Origin of the sequence: Pseudomonas sp. GW456-L13 (assembly GCF_017350115.1) — a bacterium.
Lineage (GTDB): Bacteria > Pseudomonadota > Gammaproteobacteria > Pseudomonadales > Pseudomonadaceae > Aquipseudomonas > Aquipseudomonas jessenii.
Window position 1 is genome coordinate 2,042,892 of sequence record NZ_JACNAS010000001.1, and the last position, 14,916, is coordinate 2,057,807.

The following is a 14,916-nucleotide window of genomic DNA, read 5'->3' on the forward strand; positions in this document are numbered from 1 at the left end:
ACTGATTTTCACCACTCATCAGGTCGAGCGTTAGCTCGCCTGCAGCTTTTGATCTTGATCCACCCGCCCCCTCGGGAGGCTGAGTGGAGGTGTTCATCCGGGGATTGGCGCGCAGCGCCGTTCGACGCAGTCGAACTCATTGCATGTAGGTCGAAGCGAAGCCGACCGGAGGGCAATGCCCCCGGATGAATACCGCAGCGAAGGAACCCCGAGCCTAGGCGAGGGGCCGGACGTTCGGGGCGAGCGCTTTTGGTTACTTTTAAGGCGCTTGTTAAAAGTGACTCGCCGTAAGGGCGAAACCGCCAGCCGCCGTTACCGCAACAACGGATATGTACACAGTCAACAAAATACAGGTCGACTGTCAGGCCGCCATCGCGAGCAAGCTCGCTCCCACAGGGGATCGCATTCACCCGCAAAAGTCTGGTCGGCCCGAAGGCCGCCACGGTCAAACCATCAAACCGACTCTTTGCGAACCCGAAACCAGGCCGCATAAAGGGCAGGCAAAAACAAAAGCGTCAACGCCGTAGCAACAATCAACCCCCCCATGATCGCCACCGCCATCGGCCCAAAGAACACACTGCGCGACAACGGAATCATCGCCAACACCGCCGCCAGCGCCGTCAGCACAATCGGTCGGAACCGCCGCACCGTCGCCTCGATGATCGCCTGCCAAGGCTTGAGCCCCGCCGCAATATCCTGCTCGATCTGATCCACCAGAATCACCGAGTTACGCATGATCATCCCGGACAAGGCGATAGTCCCCAGCATGGCCACGAAACCAAAGGGCTGGCGGAACACCAACAGAAACAGCGTCACCCCGATCAACCCCAGCGGCGCCGTCAGGAACACCATCGCCGTGCGCGAAAAACTTCGCAGCTGCAGCATCAGCAAGGTCAACACCACCACGATGAACAACGGCACACCGGCCTTCACCGAGTTCTGTCCGCGCGCCGAGTCTTCCACCGTGCCGCCGACATCCAGCAAGTAACCATCCGGCAGTTCGGCGCGAATCGGATCGAGGGTCGGCATGATCTGCTGCACCAGCGTCGCCGGTTGCTCCTTGCCATAGATGTCGGCGCGAACCGTCACGTTAGGCAGGCGGTTGCGGTGCCAGATGATGCCCTCCTCGAAGCCGTATTCCAGGGTCGCGATCTGCGACAGCGCGACACTGCGACCGTTATCGGTCGGTACCGCCAGGCTCGGCAGCAACGACAACTCGGTGCGCTCATGCACGGTGCCGCGCAACAGGATCTCGATCAACTCGTTGTCTTCACGGTACTGGCTGACACTGGAACCGGTCAGGGAGCTTTGCAGGAACCTCGACAGGTTGGCCGTGCTCACGCCCAGCGCCCGCGCACGGTCCTGATCGATGTTCAGGTACACCACCTTGCTCGGCTCTTCCCAATCCAGGTGGACATTGACCACATGCGGATTCTCGCGAACCTTGGCCGCGACCTTGCGCGCCAGCGCCCGCACCTCCTCGATGTGCTCCCCGGTCACGCGGAACTGCACCGGATAGCCAACCGGCGGACCGTTTTCCAGGCGCGTGACCCGCGAGCGCAGAGCGGGAAATTGCTCGTTTAGGGTTGAGATCAACCAGGTGCGCAGGGCTTCCCGTTCTTCGATGGTTTTTGCCAGGACGACAAACTGGGCGAAGCTCGCCGCCGGCAGTTGCTGATCCAGCGGCAGGTAGAATCGTGGCGAACCGGTACCGACATAGGCCACGTAATTGTCGATCCCGGCCTTATCCTTGAGCAGTGCTTCGAGGCGTTTGACCTCGTCGGCGGTGTTGCTCAGCGAAGCGCCTTCGGCCAGTTTCAGATCGACCATCAGCTCCAGGCGACCCGATGCCGGGAAGAACTGCTGCGGCACAAACTTGAACAGTACGATGGAAGCGATGAACAACAGCACGGTCGCCAGGATCACCGTTTTGCGCCAGCGCACGCACCACTCCACCAGACGCCGGACGCGCTGATAAAATGGCGTGGCATAGGGATCGGGTTGGCCGGCACCGTGTTTGGCGGCATGAATCTTCGCCAGGTCCGGCAGGAGTTTTTCCCCGAGGTACGGCACGAAGACCACCGCGGCCACCCACGACGCCAACAGCGCGATGGTGACCACCTCGAAGATCGAGCGGGTGTATTCGCCAGTGCCCGATTGCGCCGTGGCAATCGGCAGGAAGCCGGCCGCGGTGATCAGCGTACCGGTGAGCATCGGGAACGCGGTACTGGTCCAGGCATAACTCGCCGCTTTGACCCGGTCGAAGCCCTGCTCCATTTTGATCGCCATCATTTCCACGGCGATGATCGCGTCGTCCACCAGCAAACCCAGGGCCAGTACCAGCGCGCCGAGGGAGATCTTGTGCAGGCCGATGCCCAGGTAATACATGCACGCGAACGTCATCGCCAGCACCAGCGGAATCGCCAGCGCCACCACCATGCCGGTGCGCACGCCAAGGGAGAAGAAGCTCACCAGCAACACAATGGCCAGCGCCTCGACCAACACTTGCACGAACTCACCAACACCGGTTTTCACCGCCGCCGGTTGGTCGGAGACTTTGCGCAACTCCATGCCGGCCGGGAGGTTTTTCTGTATGCGGGCGAACTCGATTTCCAGCGCCTTGCCCAGTACCAGGATGTCACCGCCGTTCTTCATTGCCACCGCCAGGCCGATGGCGTCTTGCGCCATGAAGCGCATGCGCGGTGCCGGTGGATCGTTGAAACCACGGCGCACGTCAGCCACGTCGGAGATGCGGAAGGTGCGATCACCGACCCGGATCGGGAAGTTCTTGATCTCGTCGACCGTTTGAAAATTCCCCGTCACCCGTAGCTGCAAGCGCTCGCTGCTGGTTTCGAAGAAACCTGCCGTCGACACCGCGTTCTGTTCTTCAAGGGCTTGCTGGACGACCGCCAACGGCAAGCCGAGGGTGGCGAGCTTGACGTTGGAGAGTTCGATCCAGATTTTCTCGTCCTGCAACCCCAGCAGCTCGACCTTGCCCACATCCTTGACCCGTTGCAGCTGGATCTGGATGCGGTCGGCGTAATCCTTGAGCACGGCGTAGTCGAAACCCTCGCCGCTCAGGGCGTAAATATTGCCGAAAGTGGTGCCGAATTCATCGTTGAAAAACGGTCCCTGAATCCCCGGCGGCAGGGTATGACGGATGTCGTTGATCTTCTTGCGCACCTGATACCAGAGCTCCGGGATCTCCACCGAGTGCATGGAGTCGCGCGCAATGAAGGTCACCTGGGATTCGCCGGGGCGGGAGAACGACACGATGCGTTCGTATTCGCCGGTTTCCATCAGTTTCTTTTCGATGCGTTCGGTGACCTGGCGCGAGACTTCCTCGGCGGTCGCCCCCGGCCAGTTGGTGCGAATCACCATGGCCTTGAAGGTGAACGGCGGGTCCTCACTCTGGCCGAGCTTGGTGTAGGAAAGTGCGCCGACGATGGCCAGCAACAGCATCAGGAACAGGACGATCTGGCGATTACGCAGCGCCCATTCGGAAACGTTGAAGCGCATCGGGGCTTACTCCTTGTCCGCCAGATTGACCACGCGATTGGAGCGATCCACCGGGCGCACCTGCTGCCCTTCGAGAAGCACATGAACACCGGCGGCCACCACCCAGTCGCTGGCGCTGAGCCCTTCAAGTACCGGTACGGTTTTCTCGCCGAAGGCACCGACCCGCACCGGGGTCCTTTGCAAGGTGTTGTTGGCGCGGACGACCCAGACATAAGTCACGCCGTTTTCCGCCGTCAGCGCAGACAGCGGAACGGACAGTGGAACCACGTCGGCGGCCTGCACGAACACTCGGGCGCTCTGGCCCAGTTCGACAGGCACAGTGCCGGTCTTGAAGGCGATACGCGCCGCGAAGGTACGCGACTTGGGGTCGGCTGAGGGCGACAATTCACGGATGCGCCCGGCGAGACGCTGGTCGGGCTGGGTCCAGAGTTCCACCGACACCGGTTCACCGACCTTGAAGCGGCCGAAATTCTGCTCCGGCAGGCTGATCAAGACCTCACGCTCGCCATCGGTGGCCAGTGTGAACACCGTTTGCCCGGCTGCCACGACTTGCCCGACTTCCACCAGGCGCTTGGCCACGACGCCGTCCTGCGGCGCACGCAACACGGCGTAGCTGGCCTGGTTATTGGAAACGTTGAATTCGGCTTTGATTTGCTTGAGGCGCGCTTCACCGGAACGATAGAGGTTTTCGGCGTTGTCGTATTGCGAACGACTGACCAGTTGACGCTCCATCAGGGTCTTGTAGCGATCACGCTCGGATCGCACCAGGTTCAGATTGGCTTCGGCGGCTGCGACCTGGGCGCGAGTGGCCTCCAGTTGCAGGCGCACGTCCTGGGGATCGAGCTCCGCCAAGGGTTGATCGGCCTTGACCCGCTGCCCCTCCTCGACCAGTCGTCGGCTGACTTTGCCGCCGATGCGGAACGCCAGATCCGGCTCATACCGCGCGCGAACTTCACCGGGATAGCTTTCCATGGCCTGTGCCGAAGGCTCTGGCTGGACCACCATGGCCGGGCGCACGCTGACTTGCGGCGCCTCTTCATGACCACACGCAGACAATAAAAAAGCCAGGGTGACTGGCAACGCGAGGGACAAGGCATAGCGGAACATGGTGAAGGACCTTTCGCTAATGGTGCTTTGAATAATTATACTGAGCAGTATGTTATTAATAGCAAACTCACCAGTCCAGTAATAAAAACGAATATGCCAAACAATCTTTCAGCACCCAATGGCCCAGGCAGACCCAAGGACCTGGTCAAGCGCCAGGCAATTCTCGATGCAGCGAAAGTGCTGTTTCTGAGTAAGGGTTATGCCAATACCAGCATGGATGCCGTCGCGGCCGAGGCCGGCGTGTCGAAGCTGACGGTCTATAGCCACTTCAACGACAAGGAGACGCTGTTCTCCTCCGCCGTGATGGCCAAGTGCGAGGAACAGTTGCCACCGCTGTTCTTCGAACTGCCGGAAGGCGTGGCCGTGGAAACCGTGCTGCTGAACATCGCGCGCGGTTTTCATCAACTGATCAACAGTGATGAATCAGTGAACCTGCACCGCTTGATGATGACCCTGGGCAGCCAGGATCCGAAACTCGCGCAAATCTTCTTCGAGGCCGGGCCGCAGCGCATGCTGCATGGCATGGAGCGCCTGCTGAGCAAGATCGACGAAAGTGGCGTGCTGCGTATCGACAAGCCGCACAACGCGGCCGAGCACTTCTTCTGCCTGCTCAAGGGCGCCGGAAATTTCCGTTTGCTGTATGGCTGCGGCGAGCCGCCGGTTGGCGAAGAGGCGGAGAGCCATGTGCGGGAGGTGGTGGGGTTGTTTATGCGGGCTTATCGGCCTGAGTGAGCCTGATGGATTGTTGGTGTCTGGACTGACGCCATCGCGAGCAAGCTCGCTCCCACAAGGTTTTCACCGTACCTGTGGGAGCGAGCTTGCTCGCGATTGGGGCGACTCGGTCCTACGGCTTGAGCGCCTTCTTCGGATAGATGTCATACCGACTGGACTTGCCATCCAGCGCATGACTCGGCTTCGGCCCTTCAATGCACGGTGCCTTGCGCGGACGCTTGACCACCACCCGGTGGCTGGCCAGGGCCAACGCGGCTTCGAGCAATGCCGGCGCATCCGGGTCATCGCCCACCAGCGGCCGGAACAGGCGCATTTCCTTCTTCACCAGCGCGGTTTTCTCGCGGTGCGGGAACATCGGGTCGAGGTAGATCACCTGGGGTGGTTCGCCCTCCCAGTTGCGCATGACCTCGATCGAATTGCCCTTGAGCAAGCGCATGCGCGCCACGATCGGCGCCACGTCGAAATCTTCCGCGCCACGGGCCAGGCCGTCTTCCAGCAAGGCACCGATCAGCGGCTGACGCTCGATCAGGCTCATCTCGCAACCGAGACTGGCCAGCACGAACGCATCCTTGCCCAGCCCCGCCGTGGCATCCAGCACCCGCGGGCGCACGCCTTGGGCGACGCCAACAGCCTTGGCGATCATCTGCCCGCTGCCGCCGCCGTACAGTCGGCGATGGGCCGCACCACCCTCGACGAAGTCCACCCGCACCGGCCCCGGCGCATCCGGCCCCAGCTGTTGCAGCTGCAAGCCCATGTCACCCACCTGCAAGGCAAATTCGCCGTCCGCTACTTGCATTGGCAGGCCCAGGCGCTCGGCCCATTGCTCGGCTTGTGGCTCGAAAGCCGCGTCGAGGGCCTGGACATGGATGCGGCAGGCCGCAGGTTGATCAATCATCGGAAAACACGCTCAAAAAATTAATGATCGGCAAAAACTGCCGATAACAAAACTATCGAGCATTTTGCCAGAGCTGAGCGTCTACCGAGAGAAATGTCAGACATTCAACCCACAATCACAGGTTTTATCTCGCCCTACGGCGACTACAACCTGCGAAACACCCAGGCACTGAGCGGCGTCAGCCACATCTGGCAGGATTTCTTTGCCCGAGCGCTGGCCGAACAGTCGGGTGAAGTGCTACCTGAGTCTCTGAATTTTCCACCGGTCGATCTCGAAAGTCCTGTTGAACCCACGGTCGGCAGCGACCTGCTGGCCCACATCGTGTCCCAGCGTGAATGCGACGTGAAGGACAACGTAATCCGCCCGCCCGAGCCGCTGTTCCTGCCGATTGCCGAATTCGAAATGGACCTGGCGGACAAGCCATTCCCACCGTTCCCGGCGGACGAAATCGTCGCCCAGCAAAAACAGCAGGACTTCGAAAGCGGCTGGGTTCGCCCGATCGTATTGAACGCCGGTCAACCGCTGCCAGAAACCGGCCCTGCCCCGCAACCGCGTCCGCTGCACCTGCCCATCGCCGAGTTCGAACTCGATCTGCTCGACAAGCCGTTCCCGCCGTTCTCGCCAGAAGAACGGGTGGAGCAGCAGAAACAACTCGATTTCGACAATGGTTGGGCGCGCCCGATCATCCTGCAGAACCTGCGCATCGCCGCCTGATCCTCAGCCGCGCCCTCTTCCCTCAACCTTTGAAAAACTGATTCGCCTTCTGATACGGCATCGACCGGGACGTGAAACCGAACGTGCCTGAGGACTGGATTTCTTCGGCGGCGCGGAAGAATTCGCCATAGGCCGCCAATGCCAGCGCCGAACCGACGCTGATACGTTTGACGCCCATTTCCCCCAACTGCGCGACCGTCAGCTTCAAGCCGCCCGACATCAACACATTCACCGGTTTTGGCGCCACGGCGCGCACCACCGCCAGCACATCCTCGGCACTGCGCAGGCCCGGTGCGTAGAGCACATCGGCACCGGCCTCGGCGAATGCCTGCAAACGGCGGATGGTGTCGGCCAGATCGGGATTGCCGTGCAGAAAGTTTTCCGCCCGGGCAGTCAATGTAAAGTCGAACGGCAGACTGCGAGCGGCAGCCACAGCGGCTTCGATGCGCGCCACGGCATGTTCGAAACAATAGATCGGGCCTTCTTCGCGGCCGGTGGCATCTTCGATCGAACCACCGACGGCGCCGGCCTCTGCCGCGCGCAAGATACTTTTGGCGCAATCAGCCGGGTTGTCGGCAAAGCCGTTTTCCAGGTCCACGGCAACCGGCAGGTCGGTGGCGGCGACAATCGCCTGAACGTTCATCAGGGTATCGTCGAGGGTCAATCCGCCATCGGCACGCCCCTGGGAAAAGGCATAACCGGCACTGGTAGTCGCCAGCGCCTCGAAGCCGAGGCTGGCAAGCATTTTTGCCGAACCGGCATCCCACGGATTGGGAATCACAAATGCCCCGGGGCGTTCGTGAAGGGCTTTGAACGCCTGGGCTCGAAGGGTTTGCGCATCCATTGGGCAGGCTCCTGAAGAGGGGAAAGAATCCGCCTCAGAGCAGGCCAAGTTGCTCGGCGACGGGTTCTCTGTATAGCTCAGGCAGCGCCGGCAAGCCAGGCAAACGCAGCATCAGCCGGGCGTGAAAACGCTGCGCCAGTTTCGCGGCCAGCAGGTTGTCGGCAGTGTGCAGGAAGATATACGGCGTGCGACCTTCTTCGATCCATAGCGCGATCTTCTCGACCCATGGTTCCAGGAACGTATCGTTGGCCTCGAGCGTCGGATGGCCGATAAAACGCACCTGCGGAAATTGCGTGAATGCCGCCGGCCGCGGTGGCACACGGGGTTTCTTCGACTGGGCGTGGAGCACCGAAGGCTCGGTCGAGGTGCAACTGAACAGCGCACGGGGATCGAGACAGATGCGTTCGACACCGCGATCCAGCAGCAGCCGGTTGAGCATTCGTTCGCTGTCACCCTTGGCGAAAAACTCGTCATGCCGCACTTCAACGGCCAGTGGTCGCTGCAGGGCATCGATAAATCCGGCCAGCTCAGGCAAACGTTGGGGCGTGAAGCTTTTCGACAACTGCAACCAAAGTGGCGACACCCGTTCACCCAGAGGGCTGAGCAATTGCAGGAAGGTTTCGGCGGCGGTCAGTTGCTCGCGCAGATCGCCACCGTGGCTGATCTCGCCGGGAAACTTGGCGGTGAAGCGAAAATGTTCGGGCATGGTTTCGGCCCAACGCTGCACGGTGCTGGCAGCCGGGCTCGCGTAGAAGGTCGTGTTGCCTTCCACTGCATTGAAAACCTGGCAATAGAGATCAAGAAAATCGGCGGGTTTAGCGTCGGGCGGATACAGGTAGTCGCGCCAGGCGTTCTCGCTCCAGGAGGGGCAACCGAGGTAATACGGCAGCACCATCAGATGTACAGGTCGAGACCCAGCACATCCGCTTCCCAATCGACGAAACCGGCGGTGCTCAGGTAGCTGGCCAGGGCTGTCGCTACGCTTTTGCTCATGGCACGGTGGTAAATCATGTCTTGCTGACGGGCGGGAAGATTGCTCAGTTTTTGCGCAGAGGCTTTGGCGGCGCGGGCAGCCAGTTGCTCTTCAGTCGGGAATTCCAGCTCGCCTTCGATATCAATGGCGTCGTCTTCCACCACGCGGCCTTTGCGGGGTTTGCGCTTGATGGGGTAGGACTGAGAGGAAACGCCGTCTATACGCATAAGTGCATACTCGGAATCAGTGATGGCAGTTTAGTGGCGCAAAATCCACTTCGCAAACCGCCGAGTGATAACTAGAACACATAAAAGGCAAAAGGTTTAAAAGCCGGATTAGAAAATGACGATTGGCTTGATTTGCTCTTGTGGCGAGGGGGCTTGCCCCCGTTGGGCTGCGAAGCGGCCCCTAAACCCGAGGCCCGAGTTTTATCCGACGTACCAATTTGAATGGATTTACGACTGCTGCGCAGCCGAACGGGGGCAAGCCCCCTCGCCACAGGAACAACGCTTACCGCGCCTTGGGCGTCGCCACTTTATCGCGCAGATACACCGGCTGCGCCTCATCGGCCACGATCGCCTCGCCGCGCGCCCAGGCAAATCGCGCCAGTGTCAGCAAGTCTTGCGCGTGGGGCAACATACCCGCGTCCTGCCCGCTCAGGCTGACGGCGATACGCTCGCCATAGCCCCAACCGGTGCCTGCGCCGAACCATTCGCCGCCGGCATCGGCCGGCAATGCAGCAGACTCCGGCGGCAGTACCGCTTCCGCCCCCACCAGGCGCATTTCCCCGGCCGTTTCGCGGTAGCAACCCCAATACACTTCATCCATGCGCGCATCGATGGCGGCGGCGACCTGCGTGGCGCCGTGTTCGCGCAGCGCACGTTGCGCCAGCACGGCCAGGTTCGACACCGGCAGCACCGGGCGATCCAGGGCAAACGCCAGGCCTTGCACCACGCCGATGGCGATACGCACACCGGTGAAGGCGCCCGGGCCACGGCCGAAGGCAATGGCATCGACCGCTTGCAGCGTGGTGCCTGCATCGGCCAGCAATTGCTTGATCATCGGCAACAGCTTCTGCGCGTGCAGGCGCGGGATCACCTCGTAATGGCTCGTGACCTTGCCGTCATGCAGCAAGGCAACGGAGCAAGCTTCAGTCGCGGTGTCCAGGGCCAGCAAGGTGCTCATCGATGTATCCACAAGAGAGATCGGAAAAAAGTGCGTCAGTATAAACAACTACGGCCCGCAAGCGGGCCGTGGATGATGCAGCGGGTCAGACTTTTCAGCTCAGGGCTGCAAGCACCTTGGCGGTGATCGCTTCAACCGAACCGACGCCTTCGATGTGGCTGTACTTCGGCTTGCCATTGGCAGCCGACAGCTTCTGGTAGAAGTCCACCAGCGGCTTGGTCTGGGAGTGGTAGACCGACAGGCGATGACGCACGGTTTCTTCGGTGTCGTCCTTGCGCTGCACCAGCTCTTCACCGGTGACGTCGTCAATGCCAGCCACTTTCGGCGGGTTGTAGACGATGTGGTACACGCGGCCGCTGGCCTCGTGAACACGGCGACCGGCGATACGCTGGACGATTTCTTCGTCTTCAACGGCGATTTCAACCACGGCATCGAGCTCGACGCCTGCAGTCACCAGGGCTTCAGCCTGGGGAATGGTGCGCGGGAAGCCATCGAACAGGAAACCGTTGGCGCAGTCGGACTGGGCGATGCGGTCCTTGACCAGTGCAATGATCAGGTCATCGGACACCAGGCCACCGGCATCCATGATGCTCTTGGCCTTGATGCCCAGCTCGGTGCCGGCCTTGACCGCTGCACGCAACATGTCGCCGGTGGAGATTTGCGGAATGCCGAATTTTTCGGTGATGAACTGTGCCTGAGTACCTTTACCGGCCCCGGGAGCTCCCAGCAGAATGACGCGCATCGATGTGCTCCTCAATTTTTTATATGGATAACGTCAGATTCGCCTCGTGGGGCCAATCTCAAAAATAGGGTCGTGACCGCCCAAACGGTCAAAGGCTGATCAAGATACACAGCAGGCTGCGCCCACACAAGACGCCAAAAGTCGGAGAAACCGCTGCCTCCTGCGACCATTGCGCACAGTTTCCCAAGTCGCAACCCCGTCATTAACTGTCGCCTGGCAGCACTTTTGCACCCGTCAAACGGCGGCATCCGGCTCACCTGCCGGATGCCTGACCCCATGGCAAAGACCTTAGCCGGTGTTGCGCAAACCGGCGGCAATCCCCGCCACAGACACCAGCAAGGCCTGTTCTACCGGGCTGCCCTGCGCCACGTCCTGCACTCTTGAACGGGCCAGCAACTCGGCCTGCAATAGATGAAGCGGGTCGAGGTAGGTGTTGCGCAAGCGGATGAACTCAAGGGTCGCTGGGCTATGTGCCAGCAGCTGCGACTGCCCGGTCAGGCCGAGAACGATGGTGCACGCCTGCGACAATAGGTCGCGTAAGTGCGCACCCAATGGCAACAGATTCGGCTCTACCAGACGCTCATCGTAGGACCGTGCAATGTCGGCATCGGCCTTGGCCAGGACCATTTCCAGCATGTCGATGCGGGTGCGGAAGAACGGCCACTGCTCGCGCATTTGCCCCAGCAGTTCGCCTTCGCCACGCTCCAGCGCCTTGCTCAGGGCCGCTTCCCAACCCAGCCAGGCCGGCAGCATCAGGCGCGTCTGGGTCCAGCCGAAAATCCATGGGATCGCCCGCAGGCTTTCGATCCCCCCAGCCCGGCGCTTGGCCGGACGACTGCCCAGCGGCAAACGGCCGAGCTCCTGCTCCGGCGTGGACTGGCGGAAGTACTCCACGAACTGCGGGTTTTCCCGCACCACGGCGCGGTAGGCGCTGACACCATCCGCAGCCAGTTCGTCCATCAAATGGCGCCACTCGGGCGTAGGTGGCGGCGGAGGCAGCAAGGTCGCCTCAAGCACGGCGGCCAGGTACAGATTGAGGTTTTGCTCGGCGATGTCCGGCAGGCCGAATTTGAATCGAATCATTTCTCCCTGTTCGGTGGTGCGGAAACGCCCCGCCACCGAACCCGGTGGCTGCGACAGGATCGCCGCGTGCGCCGGGCCGCCGCCACGCCCCACCGTGCCGCCGCGACCGTGGAACAACAGCAGCTCGACTTGTTGCTCGCGGCAGATATCCACCAGTCGCTCCTGCGCCCGGTACTGCGCCCAGGCCGCCGCGGTGGTGCCGGCGTCCTTGGCCGAATCCGAGTAGCCGATCATCACTTCCTGCGGCCCTTGCAGGCGCGCGCGATAGCCCGGCAACAGCAGCAGCTTCTCGATCACCGGCCCCGCGTTGTCGAGGTCGGCCAGGGTTTCGAACAGCGGCACCACACGCATCGGCCGCAACACGCCGGACTCTTTGAGCAGCAATTGCACGGCGAGTACATCGGAAGCCGCACCGGCCATGGAAATCACATAGGAACCGAGGGATGCCGGCGGCGCAGCGGCGATCTCCCGGCAGGTCGCCAGTACCTCGGCGGTGTCGGCGCAAGGCTTGAAGTAGTTTGGCAACAAGGGCCGACGATTGCTCAATTCGCGCATCAGGAAGGCGATGCGCTCCTCCTCGCTCCAGTCCTCGTAGCGTCCCAGGCCGAGATAGTCGGTGATTTCGGTCATTGCGGCAGTGTGTCGCGACGAGTCCTGGCGCACATCCAGACGAACCAGGAACAGACCGAATGTCACTGCCCGACGCAGGCAATCGAGCAACGGCCCATCGGCGATCACGCCCATGCCGCACTCGTGCAGGGAGTGGTAGCAAAGCTCCAGTGGATCGAGCAGTTCGCGGTTGTCCTGCAGCACATCGATCGGTGCCGGCGCGGACGTCGACAAGGCGGCATGTGCCCAGTTACGCGTTGCCCGCAGGCGTTCGCGCAGGTGTTTGAGCACTGCCCGGTACGGCTCGGCGCTGTCTCCCGCCCGGGCCTTCAATTCATCACTGGCCTGCTGCATCGACAGCTCAGCGGCCAGGCGATCGACATCGCGCAGGTACAAATCGGCCGCCATCCAGCGCGCCAACAGTAAAACCTCTCGGGTCACCGCCGCCGTCACGTTCGGGTTGCCGTCGCGGTCGCCGCCCATCCACGAGGCAAAGCGAATCGGTGCCGCCTCCAGTGGCAGGCGCAGGCCAGTGGCGGCATACAGGGCCTGATCGGCCTTGCGCAGATAATTGGGAATGGCCTGCCAAAGCGAATGCTCGATCACCGCGAAACCCCACTTGGCTTCGTCCACCGGCGTCGGGCGCGTGCGGCGGATCTCCTCGGTGTGCCAGGCTTCGGCGATCAGGCGTTGCAAGGTGGTCTTGATCTGCTCGCGCTCGGCACTGGTCAGGTCACGGTGATCCTGAGCCGCCAGTTGCGCGGCGATGGCGTCGTACTTCTGGATCAGTGTGCGGCGTGCAACTTCGGTAGGGTGCGCCGTGAGTACCAGCTCGATCTCCAGCCGGCCCAGTTGCCGGGCCAGCGCGTCGGCGCCATGCCCTTCGGCGCGCAGGCGCGCGAGCAACTCCGGCAGCACCCGGGCTTCGAACGGCGCCTCCCGGGATTCCTCGCGACGGTGAATCAACTGATATTGCTCGGCGATGTTGGCCAGGTTGAGGAACTGGTTGAACGCCCGCGCCACCGGCAGCAACTCGTCTTCGGTCAACTGGTTGAGACTGGCGCTGAGCTCGGCGTCCATGGAGCCGCGCCGGTCAGCCTTGGCGCCTTTGCGGATCTGCTCGATCTTGTCGAGAAAACCGTCGCCATATTGTTCACGAATGGTGTTGCCCAACAGCTCACCCAACAGGTGAACGTCCTCGCGCAAGCGTGCATCAATATCGGTCATCAGCAGGTCTCCAGCAAAAAATCCGGGCGGCTAAGAAACAAGAGAGTGCCGCCCCAGACAGGTTCTTACAAGCAAGACGACGAAGGGACTGTAAACCTTGCCTGTTGAAGCTAGTCTGAACGGTAAGCCGTACAACGGTTGTCGCCGGCCAATGCCGGACACTCACTCTGCCTGCCACGAGCGGGAGCGCAATGAGGTCAATATGAAAATCCGCGAGCTTGCCCACCACTGGGAAGAAAACGCCAAGGGTCGCCTGACCGACACCGGCTACTCGATTCATCTGGACGTGGAGTCTGCCGCACGCCTGGCCGCGCTCGTCGAGATGTATCCCAAACGGCATCCTGAAGAACTGCTCGGCGATCTGATCGGCGCCGCACTGGAAGAGCTGGAAAGAAGCTTCCCGTACGTCAAGGGCACAACCGTGGTCGCCACCGATGAAGAAGGCGATCCGCTGTACGAAGACATTGGGCCGACCCCGCGCTTTCTGGCGCTGTCCCGTCGGCATTTGCACGATTTGTCGGTGCCCGACGACAAACAGAAACACTGATTTACTCCCCGCACTCCTCCCTATGTGGGAGCGAGCCTGCTCGCGATGGGCGTTAACGAAACCGCGTGATGACTGATTAAACGCGGCGTAGTGAAGTCCATCGCGAGCAAGCTCGCTCCCACAAGTATGCGATTTAGAGCCCTGTCGATTCGTTCAGGCTTTTTCAATGGCTGACTAATTTCTCTGAACTTTCAAAAAAAGCCTCGGGTCAACCCAAGTAACCACGCCTGGGACGAGCGTTTCAAAATACCCCGCAATTGATGGTTTCAGCGCCCTGCCCAGGGTGGACTTCGACGTTTTTCAGGAACTGGCCCAATGGAGTTGAAGACCATGAAAACCCGAATCGGAAGCCCCTCATTCACCTGTTCGCGTAGCCTCAAACTGGCGGCGTTGGCCCTGGGCAGCAGCCTGGTCCTGGCCGGCTGCGCCGGTAACCCGCCGACCGAGCAGTACGCGGTCACCCAATCGGCCGTCAACGACGCCGTGAGCGCCGGCGGCACCGAGTTCGCCGCCGTGGAAATGAAGTCGGCCCAGGACAAGCTCAAGCAAGCCGAAATCGCCATGCACGACAAAAAATACGACCAGGCCCGGATGCTCGCCGAACAGGCCGAGTGGGACGCTCGCGTGGCCGAGCGCAAGGCCCAGGCGATGAAGGCCGAACAATCAGTGAAGGACGCGCAGAAAGGCGTTCAGGAATTGCGTCAGGAAAGCCAGCGCACCGTTCAGTAAGCGGCGCGGC

13 protein-coding genes are annotated in these 14,916 nt (G+C 61.5%); 4 read left to right on the forward strand and 9 right to left on the reverse strand.

The window, feature by feature from the left end:
• Positions 1-453: 453 nt before the first annotated feature.
• A complete protein-coding gene (locus J4D25_RS09340) occupies positions 454-3,519 on the reverse strand; it encodes an efflux RND transporter permease subunit (RefSeq protein ID WP_057716189.1) in 3,066 nt (1,021 codons plus the stop codon).
• Positions 3,520-3,525: 6 nt separating this feature from the next.
• Positions 3,526-4,626: an efflux RND transporter periplasmic adaptor subunit gene (locus J4D25_RS09345; RefSeq protein WP_057716190.1), complete on the reverse strand. Its 1,101-nt coding sequence runs from the start codon at positions 4,624-4,626 to the stop codon at positions 3,526-3,528.
• A gap of 93 nt (positions 4,627-4,719) precedes the next feature.
• Here J4D25_RS09345 and J4D25_RS09350 point away from each other — a divergent pair, with 93 nt between their 5' ends.
• Positions 4,720-5,358, forward strand: coding sequence for a TetR/AcrR family transcriptional regulator (locus J4D25_RS09350; protein WP_057716191.1), 639 nt, complete (start codon positions 4,720-4,722; stop codon positions 5,356-5,358).
• A gap of 112 nt (positions 5,359-5,470) precedes the next feature.
• Here the strand turns inward: J4D25_RS09350 and J4D25_RS09355 are convergent, their stop codons facing one another.
• The gene (locus tag J4D25_RS09355) at positions 5,471-6,253 is read right to left on the reverse strand and encodes a class I SAM-dependent methyltransferase (protein ID WP_057716192.1); all 783 of its coding nucleotides are present in this window, start codon (positions 6,251-6,253) and stop codon (positions 5,471-5,473) included.
• 93 nt (positions 6,254-6,346) lie between these two features.
• Here J4D25_RS09355 and J4D25_RS09360 point away from each other — a divergent pair, with 93 nt between their 5' ends.
• Entirely contained in the window at positions 6,347-6,967 is a 621-nt protein-coding gene (locus J4D25_RS09360) for a hypothetical protein (RefSeq protein ID WP_057716193.1), read from the forward strand.
• Positions 6,968-6,989: 22 nt separating this feature from the next.
• Here J4D25_RS09360 and J4D25_RS09365 read toward each other — a convergent pair whose 3' ends face one another.
• The 6 genes from J4D25_RS09365 to ppc all read right to left on the reverse strand — a co-directional run bounded on the left by J4D25_RS09365 (position 6,990) and on the right by ppc (position 13,630).
• Entirely contained in the window at positions 6,990-7,811 is an 822-nt protein-coding gene (locus J4D25_RS09365; RefSeq protein ID WP_057716194.1) for an isocitrate lyase/phosphoenolpyruvate mutase family protein, read from the reverse strand.
• A gap of 34 nt (positions 7,812-7,845) precedes the next feature.
• On the reverse strand, positions 7,846-8,706 hold the full coding sequence (locus J4D25_RS09370) for a DUF72 domain-containing protein (RefSeq protein WP_057716195.1): 861 nt from the start codon (positions 8,704-8,706) through the stop codon (positions 7,846-7,848).
• On the reverse strand, positions 8,706-9,011 hold the full coding sequence (locus J4D25_RS09375; protein WP_057716196.1) for a hypothetical protein: 306 nt from the start codon (positions 9,009-9,011) through the stop codon (positions 8,706-8,708). Before J4D25_RS09375 ends, J4D25_RS09370 begins: the two co-directional genes overlap by 1 nt.
• A gap of 283 nt (positions 9,012-9,294) precedes the next feature.
• A complete protein-coding gene (tsaB, locus tag J4D25_RS09380) occupies positions 9,295-9,969 on the reverse strand; it encodes a tRNA (adenosine(37)-N6)-threonylcarbamoyltransferase complex dimerization subunit type 1 TsaB (protein ID WP_057716197.1) in 675 nt (224 codons plus the stop codon).
• Positions 9,970-10,063: 94 nt separating this feature from the next.
• Positions 10,064-10,711, reverse strand: coding sequence for an adenylate kinase (adk, locus tag J4D25_RS09385; protein WP_057716198.1), 648 nt, complete (start codon positions 10,709-10,711; stop codon positions 10,064-10,066).
• A 288-nt stretch (positions 10,712-10,999) separates the two neighbouring features.
• On the reverse strand, positions 11,000-13,630 hold the full coding sequence (ppc, locus tag J4D25_RS09390; protein ID WP_057716199.1) for a phosphoenolpyruvate carboxylase: 2,631 nt from the start codon (positions 13,628-13,630) through the stop codon (positions 11,000-11,002).
• A 202-nt stretch (positions 13,631-13,832) separates the two neighbouring features.
• Between ppc and J4D25_RS09395 the strand changes: the two genes are divergently transcribed.
• Entirely contained in the window at positions 13,833-14,177 is a 345-nt protein-coding gene (locus J4D25_RS09395) for a hypothetical protein (RefSeq protein ID WP_008051389.1), read from the forward strand.
• Positions 14,178-14,492: 315 nt separating this feature from the next.
• Positions 14,493-14,906, forward strand: a complete 414-nt coding sequence (locus tag J4D25_RS09400) for a DUF4398 domain-containing protein (protein ID WP_057716200.1) — start codon at positions 14,493-14,495, stop codon at positions 14,904-14,906.
• Positions 14,907-14,916 lie beyond the last annotated feature (10 nt).

Excerpts from the sequence above, each read along its gene's own strand:
- adk (WP_057716198.1), bottom strand. The coding sequence starts at position 10,711 with ATGCGCGTCATTCTGCTGGGAGCTCCCGGGGCCGGTAAAGGTACTCAG.
- J4D25_RS09355 (WP_057716192.1), bottom strand. The coding sequence starts at position 6,253 with ATGATTGATCAACCTGCGGCCTGCCGCATCCATGTCCAGGCCCTCGAC.
- J4D25_RS09360 (WP_057716193.1), top strand. The coding sequence starts at position 6,347 with ATGTCAGACATTCAACCCACAATCACAGGTTTTATCTCGCCCTACGGC.
- J4D25_RS09370 (WP_057716195.1), bottom strand. The coding sequence starts at position 8,706 with ATGGTGCTGCCGTATTACCTCGGTTGCCCCTCCTGGAGCGAGAACGCC.
- J4D25_RS09365 (WP_057716194.1), bottom strand. The coding sequence starts at position 7,811 with ATGGATGCGCAAACCCTTCGAGCCCAGGCGTTCAAAGCCCTTCACGAA.
- ppc (WP_057716199.1), bottom strand. The coding sequence starts at position 13,630 with ATGACCGATATTGATGCACGCTTGCGCGAGGACGTTCACCTGTTGGGT.
- J4D25_RS09395 (WP_008051389.1), top strand. The coding sequence starts at position 13,833 with ATGAAAATCCGCGAGCTTGCCCACCACTGGGAAGAAAACGCCAAGGGT.
- J4D25_RS09400 (WP_057716200.1), top strand. The coding sequence starts at position 14,493 with ATGGAGTTGAAGACCATGAAAACCCGAATCGGAAGCCCCTCATTCACC.
- tsaB (WP_057716197.1), bottom strand. The coding sequence starts at position 9,969 with ATGAGCACCTTGCTGGCCCTGGACACCGCGACTGAAGCTTGCTCCGTT.
- J4D25_RS09350 (WP_057716191.1), top strand. The coding sequence starts at position 4,720 with ATGCCAAACAATCTTTCAGCACCCAATGGCCCAGGCAGACCCAAGGAC.
- J4D25_RS09340 (WP_057716189.1), bottom strand. The coding sequence starts at position 3,519 with ATGCGCTTCAACGTTTCCGAATGGGCGCTGCGTAATCGCCAGATCGTC.
- J4D25_RS09345 (WP_057716190.1), bottom strand. The coding sequence starts at position 4,626 with ATGTTCCGCTATGCCTTGTCCCTCGCGTTGCCAGTCACCCTGGCTTTT.
- J4D25_RS09375 (WP_057716196.1), bottom strand. The coding sequence starts at position 9,011 with ATGCGTATAGACGGCGTTTCCTCTCAGTCCTACCCCATCAAGCGCAAA.